Genomic DNA, 8,370 nt, shown 5'->3' with positions numbered 1-8,370 from the left:
TGGGCGAGCAGGTCGCGGGCCCTGGGCCCGCCGACGAACAGCGTGGTGCGCTGCGCCGAGACGTCCACGATCGAGCCGTGCCGCTCGCCGAGCTCCTTGCGCAGCAGCTCGGGCCGGTATCCGGGCGGCGCGATCACCAGCCACTCGTCCGGCCCCAGCCAGGCCGCGGTGATCTCGCCGGAGGTCACCGCGGTGTTCGGCTCGACCGGCAGCGGGACGCCGAGGTCGGTCCCGGGGGCCACCCGCACGTTGACGTGGGTGAGGAAGGGGATCTCCCGCAGCGTCAGCGCCCCGCCGCGCGAGGCAGCCTCGAAACGGCCGGCGAACGCCCCGGCCGGACTCCTGCGCTCAACCATCGCGACGCGCTCCTTCGGGGTCGTACAGGACGTGAGACGTGACGGTTACCGGCACCATGGCGTCGCCCACGGGCGCGTAGAGCCGCTCGCCGTGGCGCGACTGCCCGCCCTTGAGCAGGGCCAGCGCGAACGTACGGCCGAGCGCCGCGCTGCGGTAGCTGGAGGTGACATGGCCCAGCATGGGCACCGGCGGCTCGGGCAACTCGGCGGAGGCCACCAGGTGGGCGCCCTCCGGCAGCAGGAAGCCGTTGTCGTCCGGCAGCAGCCCGACGAGCTGCTTGCGGTCGGGACGCGAGCTGTCGGCCCTGGCGTGGGAGCGTTTGCCCACGAAGTCGGGCTTCTTCTTCGACACCACCCACGACATGCCCAGATCCTGCGGCGTGACGGTGCCGTCGGTGTCCTGCCCGACGATCGGGTAGCCCTTCTCGGCCCGCAGCACGTGCATGGTCTCCGTGCCGTACGGGGTCACGCGGCCATCGGACATGATCGCGGTCCACAGGCGGAGCCCGTCCCAGGAGGTCACGTTGATCTCGTAGGCCAGCTCGCCGGAGAAGCTGATGCGGCACACCCGGGCGGGGATCCCGGCCACCTCGGCCTCGCGCCAGGTCATGAACGGGAAGTCGGCCGCCGAGACCGCCAGCTCGGGCGCCAGCGTCGCGAGCACCTCGCGCGAGTGCGGCCCGACCAGCGCGACCGTCGCCCACTGCTCGGTCACCGAGGTGAGGTGCACCCGCAACGACGGCCACTCGGTCTGCAGCCACTCCTCCATCCAGTCCAGCACCGCGGCGGCGTTGCCGGTCGTGGTGGTGACCAGGAAGTGGTCGGCGGCCAGGCGGATGACGGTGCCGTCGTCGAAGACCATGCCGTCGGCCCGGCACATCACGCCGTACCGGATCGAGCCGACGGCCAGCGAGCTCATCAGGTTGGTGTAGAGCCTGTCGAGGAACTCGCCCGCGTCGGGGCCGATCACGTCGATCTTGCCGAGCGTGGAGGCGTCCATCGCCGCCACGCTCTCGCGCGCGGCCCGGCACTCGCGCAGCACGGCCGCCTCCATGGTTTCGCCCGCGCGCGGGTAGTACCAGGGCCGCTGCCACTGCCCGACGTTCTCGAACAGCGCCCCGTGCTCGGCGTGCCACTCGTGCAGCGCCGTCACCCTGACGGGGTCGTGCAGCGCCCCGCGGTCGCGCCCGGCCAGGGCCGCGAAGCTCACCGGCGTGTACGGCGCCCGGTAGGAGGTGATCCCGACCTCGCCCACCGGCACGCCCAGCGCGTGGGCCACCACGGCCGAGGTCAGCAGCCCCGACGTCTTGCCCTGGTCGTGCGCGGTCCCGGCGGTGGTGTAGCGCTTGACGTGCTCGACCGAGCGCAGCCCCGCGCCGGTGGCGCGCAGCACGTCGGCCGCGGTGACATCCCGCTGCAGGTCCACGAAGTGCCCGCCGAGGTCGTCCGCCGGCACCAGCCAGTACGGCGTCCCCCCGGGCCCCACGGGCACTGGCCCGCCGTCCCCGGCACCGTCGGCAAGGCAGCCCTCCAGCGTGAAAACGCCCCTGGCGGCCCCCGCCACGCGGACCTCCTGCCGCGAGACGCCGGGCACCAGCGCGGCCAGGTCCTCGTCGTAGCGCAGCGTCCCGCCCGCCTGGCTGAACAGGTGCACCACCGGGTTCCACCCGCCGGACACCAGCACCAGGTCGGCCTCGATCTCGGTCCCGCCGGCCAGGACGGAGGAGACCTCGCCCGCGCCCCTGGCGGCCTCGACCGCCTGCCCGGCCAGCACCTCGATGCCGCGCCGCCGGGCCTCGGGCAGCGGCCCGGGGGAGGGGCGCACGTCCACGATCGCGGCCACCTCCAGGCCGGCGTCCGCCAGGTCGAAGGCGGCCTCGTAGGCGCTGTCGTTCGTGGTGAAGACCACGGCCCGGCGCCCGGGCAGCACGCCGTACCTGACGGCGTACGTGCGCGCGGCCCCGGCCAGCATCACGCCGGGCAGGTCGTTGCCCGCGAAGGCGATGGGCCGCTCGTGCGCGCCGGTGGCCAGCACCACCCGGCCCGCCCGGATGCGCCAGATCCGCTCCCTGGCCACGTGGGCGGGGGCGGCCGCGCCGAGGTGCTCCGTGCGGCGCTCGACGGCCATGAGGTAGTTGTCGTCGTAGTAGCCGAAGACCGTGGTGCGGCGCAGCACCGTGACGTCCGGCAGGCGCTCCAGGCCGGCCGCCACCGCCGCCGCCCACTCGTGGCCGACCGGGCCCTCTCCGGTGGGCAACCGCTCGGTGGTGCCCAGCAGGCTGCCGCCCGGACGGGGCTGCTCGTCGGCCAGGATCACCCGGGCGCCGTCCACGGCCGCGGCCCGGGCGGCGGCCAGCCCCGCCGGGCCGGCGCCGACCACCAGCACGTCGCAGTGGGCGTGCACGGCGTCGTAACGGGCCGGGTCGGGCTCGGCCGCCAGGCGGCCCCGGCCGGGCAGGCTGCTCGCCACGAGCCCGTCGTACAGCTCGATCGTGGTGGCCGGCCGCATCGGCTCGGGGAAGGGCCGCTCGATCTGGACGACCGCGTTGGGCTCCTCGCTGCCCGCGGCGAAGATGCCGCGCGGGCGGCCCAGCTTGACGCTGGTCGCGGCCTGGCGCACGCCGTTGGCCAGCAGCGCGGAGGCCAGGGTGTCGCCGGGATGGCCGGTCAGCTCGCGGCCGTCGAAGCGGAAGCGCAACGTGCCGCCGCGGTCGATCAGCCCGCCGGTGGACAGCCTCATCGGGCCTCCAGGATCTCGTTGGTGGCGGTGTCGCGGACCAGGTTGAACCAGCGGCGGCAGCCGGCCGCATGGCTCCACCGCTCGGCGAAGGGGCCCTTGGGGTTGTCGCGGAAGAACAGGTAGCGCGCCCACTCCTCGTCCGACAGCGCGGCCGGGTCGGCGGGGTAGGCGACGTGGGCCTGCCCGCCGTAGTGGAACTCGGCCTCGTCGCGAGGGCCGCACCAGGGGCATGGGATCTGCAGCATCGGCCGTTCCTCAGTGCGCGACCGCGGCGGCGCCGTGCTCGTCCACGAGCGCCCCGGTGGTGAATCGGTCAAGGGAGAAGGGGGCGTTGAGCGGGTGCGGCTCGTCGTTGGCCACGGTGTGCGCGAAGCACCAGCCCACGCCGGGCGTCGCCTTGAAGCCGCCGGTGCCCCAGCCGCAGTTGAGGTAGAGGTTCCGGACCGGGGTCAGGCCGACGATCGGCGAGGCGTCGGGCGAGACGTCCACCACGCCGCCCCAGGTACGCAGCACGTGCGCGCGGGCGAAGATCGGGAACAGCTCCAGCGCGGCGGCCATCTGCCGCTCGATGATGTGGAAGGCGCCGCGCTGCCGGTAGGAGTTGGCCGCGTCGATGCCGGCGCCCATGACCAGCTCGCCCTTGTGGGCCTGGCTGACGTAGACGTGCACGGCGTTGGACATGACGACCGTCGGGTGCACGGGTTCGAGCAGCTCGGAGACCAGCGCCTGGAGCGGGTGGCTCTGCAGCGGCAGGTCGATCCCCGCGGTCTTGGCCACGACCGAGGTGTGGCCCGCCGCGCACAGCGCGACCCGGCCGGCCGAGATCGGGCCCCGGGTGGTCTCCACGCCGGTGACCCGGCCGTCGCTCACCTGCAGCCCGGTGACCTCGCAGTGCTCGATGAAGTCCACGCCGAGGGCCGCCGCGGCGCGGGCGTACCCCCAGGCCACGTGGTCGTGCTTGGCGATGCCGGCGCGGGGCTGGAAGGTGCCGCCGAGCACCGGGTAGCGCACGCCGGGCGAGATGTCCACGATCGGGCACACCTCGCGGACCTGCTCGGGGTCCAGCCATTCGGCGTCGACGCCGTTGAGCCGGTTGGCCTCGACGCGGCGCACGCTGTCGCGCACGTCCTGCAGGCTGTGCGCGAGGTTGAGCACGCCGCGCTGGCTGAACAGCAGGTCGTAGCCGAGCTCCTCCTCCAGGCCCTCCCACAGCTTGAGCGCGTGCTCGTAGATGCCCGCGCTCTCGTCCCACAGGTAGTTGGAGCGGATGATCGTGGTGTTGCGCGCCATGTTCCCGCCGGCCAGCCACCCCCGCTCCAGGACCGCGATGTCGGTGATGCCGTGGTTCTTGGCCAGGTAGTAGGCGGTGGCCAGGCCGTGCCCGCCGGCTCCGACGATGACGACGTCGTAGGAGCGCCTGGGCTCGGCGGCGCCCCACAGCCACTCGGGGTGCTCGGGCAGGTTCATCGCGCCTCTCCGTACAGCGGGTGCTTGCCGGCCAGGACCTCGACCCGGTCACGCAGGTACGACAGGTCGACCTCCGGCGTCAGCGCGGTGGCGATGACGTCGGAGACCTCCGCGAAGTCGGCCGCCTCGAAGCCGCGCGTGGCCAGCGCCGGGGTGCCGATCCGCAGGCCCGAGGTGACCATGGGCGGTCGCGGGTCGAACGGCACGGCGTTGCGGTTGACCGTGATCCCGGCCGCGTGCAGCCGGTCCTCGGCCTGCTTGCCGTCCAGCTCGGACTCGCGCAGGTCGACCAGGACCAGGTGCACGTCGGTGCCGCCGGTCAGCACCTTCACGCCCGCGGCCGCCGCGTCGGGCGCCAGCAGCCGGTCGGCCAGGATGCGGGCGCCCTCCAGCGTGCGGCGCTGCCGCTCCCTGAACGCCTCCCCAGCGGCGATCTTGAAGGAGACCGCCTTGGCCGCGATCACGTGCTCCAGCGGGCCGCCCTGCTGGCCGGGGAAGACCGAGGAATTGATCTTCTTGGCGAGCTCCTCCGTGGACAGGATCACCCCGCCGCGCGGGCCGCCGAGCGTCTTGTGCGTGGTCGTGGTCGTGATGTGCGCGTGCGGCACGGGGGAGGGGTGCAGCCCGGCGGCCACCAGCCCGGCGAAGTGCGCCATGTCCACCATCAGGTACGCGCCCACCTCGTCGGCGATCCGGCGGAAGGCCGCGAAGTCCAGCTGCCGCGGGTAGGCCGACCAGCCGGCGATGATGAGCCGGGGACGGTGTTCACGGGCCAGGCGCTCGACCTCGTCCATGTCCACCAGGTGGTCGCTCTCGCGCACGTGGTAGGCGACCACGTGGTACAGGCGGCCGGAGAAGTTGATGCGCATCCCGTGCGTCAGGTGGCCGCCGTGGGCCAGGTCGAGGCCGAGGATGGTGTCGCCGGGCTCCAGCAGCGCGGCCATCGCCGCGGCGTTGGCCTGGGCTCCCGAGTGCGGCTGCACGTTGGCCGCCTCGGCGCCGAACAGCGCCTTGATCCGGTCGATGGCGAGCTGCTCGATCACGTCCACGTGCTCGCAGCCGCCGTAGTAGCGCCTGCCGGGGTAGCCCTCGGCGTACTTGTTGGTGAGCACCGAGCCCTGGGCCGCCATCACGGCGGCGGGCGCGAAGTTCTCCGAGGCGATCATCTCCAGCGTCGAGCGCTGCCTGGCGAGCTCGGCGCCGATCAGGGCGTGGACCTGGGGGTCCACCACGTCCAGCGGGGTGTCGATCATATGAGGGCCTTTCCCTAACCGCGCAGTCGGGTCATCGCCGGGTCGAAGAGCGGCTCCTCGGCCACGACGGCCGGGACGCGCTGGTCGAAGTAGCCGATGTGCAGGGCCTGGCCGGGGCTCGCGAGCGAGGCGGGCAGCCAGGCGTAGGCGATGCCGCGGCCGACGGTGTAGCCGTAGGCGGCGCTGGTGACGTAGCCGACGGCCCGGTCGCCGTCGTAGACCGGCTCCTTGCCCATGACCACCTCGTCGGTCAGCAGGCAGGTGAGCTTCCTGCGGACCGACTCCTTGCGCTCCAGCAGCGCCCGGCGGCCGACGAAGTCGCCCTTGTCCAGCTTGACGGCGAAGCCGAGGCCGGCCTCGTACGGGTCGTGCTCGAAGGTCATGTCGGTGCCGAAGGAGCGGTAGCCCTTCTCCAGGCGCAGGCTGGTGAAGGCGCCGCGGCCACCGGCCAGCACGCCGTGCTCCTGCCCCGCGGACCAGAGCGTGTCCCAGAGCTTGAGCCCCATGTCGGCGGTGGTGTAGATCTCCCAGCCGAGCTCGCCGACGTAGGACAGGCGCAGCATGGTGACGGGCACGTTGGCGATGAAGCCGCGGGCGCCGCGGAAGTACTTCAGCGCGGTCAGGTCGATGCCGGTCAGCGGCTGGACCAGGTCGCGGGCCCTCGGGCCCCACACGCCCAGGCAGCAGGTGCCGGCGGTGACGTCGCGGATGAACACGTCGGCCGGGCGGCGCCGCTCCAGCCAGTCCAGGTCCAGGTTGCCGTTGGCGCCCATCTGGAAGCGGTCGGGGCCGAGCCGGGCCACGGTGACGTCGCTGCGGATGCCGCCGTCGGTGTCGAGCAGCAGGCAGTACGTCACCGAGCCGACCGACTTGTAGACGTCGCCGGTGGTGATCCGCTGCAGGAACGCCAGCGCGCCGGGACCGCTCACCTCCAGCCGCTTGAGCGCGCTCATGTCGTACAGCGCGACCGCCTCGCGGGTGGCCTGCGCCTCGGCGCCGACGATCGGCGACCAGTACTGCGCGGCCCACGGGCCGGGCGTGGGGAGGTCGCGCCCGTCGAGCAGCGGCGCGTTGGCGGCGTACCACTGCGGGCGCTCCCAGCCCGAGGCCTCCAGGAAGACGGCGCCCAGGTCCTGCTGGCGCGGGTGGAAGGGGCTCAGCCGCAGCGGGCGCGGGTGCTCCATCGGCTGCAGCGGGTGGATGATGTCGTAGACCTCGACGTAGTTCTGGCAGCCGCGATCGCGCACGTAGTCGGGCGCCAGCTGGTGCGGCTCGAACCGGTTGACGTCGCACTCGTGCAGGTCGAACGAGGAGCAGTGGCCGTCGACCAGCCACTCGGCCATCGCCCGGCCGACGCCCGCGGAGTGGGTGACCCAGACCGCCTCGGCCACCCAGAAGCCCTCGACGTCCTGGGACTGCCCCATAAGCGGCAGGTGGTCGGTGGTGAAGGAGAACAGCCCGTTGATGCCGGACTCGATCTCCGCCTTCTGCGTGTCGGGCAGCAGCGCCTGGGTCTCCTCCCAGGCCTTGGCGAAGTCGTCGGGAGTGAAGGTGAGCACCGACGGCATCACCTCCGCCTCGTCCACCGCGAGGATCTCGTCGGCGGTGATCGGCATCGGCCGGTGGCCGTAGTAGCCGATGCCGAGCGTGTCGAAGCGCTCGCGGTAGTACAGGTCGGCGTCCTGGTGGCGGAGGATCGGCCGGGTGGCCTCCTCGGTCTGGCCGGCCAGCCCCGGCACCTGCCCGGTCCAGGCGAGCTGGTGGGCCAGCGGGGTGAGCGGCAGGTCCATGCCGGCCATGCGGGCCACCTTCGGGCCCCAGATCCCGGCGCAGCACACGACCACCTGGGCGGGCAGGTCGCCGTGGTCGGTCACCACCGCGCACACCTTGCCGTCCTGGGTCCTGATGTCGAGCACCTCGTGCCTGGGCAGCACCCGCACGCCGCGCTCCCGGGCCCTGGCCAGCTGGGCGTCCACCGCCTTGACCGCCTTGGCCAGCCCGTCCGTCGGGACGTAGAGCCCGCCGAGCACCTTGGCCTCGTCCAGCAGCGAGTGCTTGGCGGCGCACTCCTGCGGCGTGAGCAGGTGGGCCTCGAGCCCCCACGCGACCGCCCAGCCGTGCCTGCGGTGCAGTTCGGCCAGCCGCTGCGGGCTGGTGGCCACCTCGAGCCCGCCGACCTGCAGGAAGCTGTCGAGCTCGACGAACTTCTCCGCGGTGTAGCGGGCCATCTCGGTCATCGTCTTCGACCCGTTGACCTGGAAGACCAGGCCGGGGGCGTGCGAGGAGGAGCCGCCGGTGGCGGGCACGTCCCCCTGGTCGACGACGGTGACGTCGGTCCAGCCTCGGGCGGACAGCTCGTCGGCCAAGGCCGCGCCGACCACGCCCGCGCCGATGATGACCACGCTCGGGCCCGTCATAGCCACCTCCGTTGTTGCGGTATATGCAACCAAACGCGCTTTCCGCAACAAGCGTCGCTCGCCGCATTCCGGGTGTCAAGGGGTGTTCTGTCTTATTCAGTACAGCCTTTCGGCCGGTGGGCGCACGCGTACGCCCG

The 8,370-nt window shown here is 73.0% G+C and carries 6 protein-coding genes; all 6 read right to left on the bottom strand.

Annotated features, from left to right (window positions below; all coding sequences use genetic code 11):
* Positions 1-356, bottom strand: a 356-nt coding sequence (locus ACWEPL_RS64370) for a sarcosine oxidase subunit gamma (RefSeq protein ID WP_452442827.1), incomplete at its 3' end; no start/stop codon positions are given.
* Positions 349-3,096 (bottom strand): 2Fe-2S iron-sulfur cluster-binding protein, encoded by a 2,748-nt coding sequence (locus ACWEPL_RS64365; protein WP_452442825.1) that lies wholly within the window; start codon positions 3,094-3,096, stop codon positions 349-351. The genes ACWEPL_RS64365 and ACWEPL_RS64370, both read right to left, overlap by 8 nt.
* A complete protein-coding gene (locus ACWEPL_RS64360; RefSeq protein ID WP_319708365.1) occupies positions 3,093-3,341 on the bottom strand; it encodes a sarcosine oxidase subunit delta in 249 nt (82 codons plus the stop codon). The genes ACWEPL_RS64365 and ACWEPL_RS64360 overlap by 4 nt, the downstream gene beginning before the upstream one ends.
* Positions 3,342-3,351: 10 nt before the next feature.
* The gene (locus ACWEPL_RS64355; protein WP_355198633.1) at positions 3,352-4,563 is read right to left on the bottom strand and encodes a sarcosine oxidase subunit beta family protein; all 1,212 of its coding nucleotides are present in this window, start codon (positions 4,561-4,563) and stop codon (positions 3,352-3,354) included.
* Positions 4,560-5,816 carry a serine hydroxymethyltransferase gene (gene glyA, locus ACWEPL_RS64350; RefSeq protein ID WP_452442823.1) on the bottom strand — a complete coding sequence of 419 codons (1,257 nt, stop codon included), beginning with the start codon at positions 5,814-5,816 and terminating at the stop codon, positions 4,560-4,562. The genes ACWEPL_RS64355 and glyA overlap by 4 nt, the downstream gene beginning before the upstream one ends.
* A gap of 14 nt (positions 5,817-5,830) precedes the next feature.
* Positions 5,831-8,233 (bottom strand): GcvT family protein, encoded by a 2,403-nt coding sequence (locus ACWEPL_RS64345; protein WP_452442821.1) that lies wholly within the window; start codon positions 8,231-8,233, stop codon positions 5,831-5,833.
* Positions 8,234-8,370: the final 137 nt, after the last annotated feature.

The organism is Nonomuraea sp. NPDC004186 (assembly GCF_053603495.1).
Note: the sequence above shows the minus strand (reverse complement) of the source record. Positions and strands in the feature narration are given on the sequence as shown.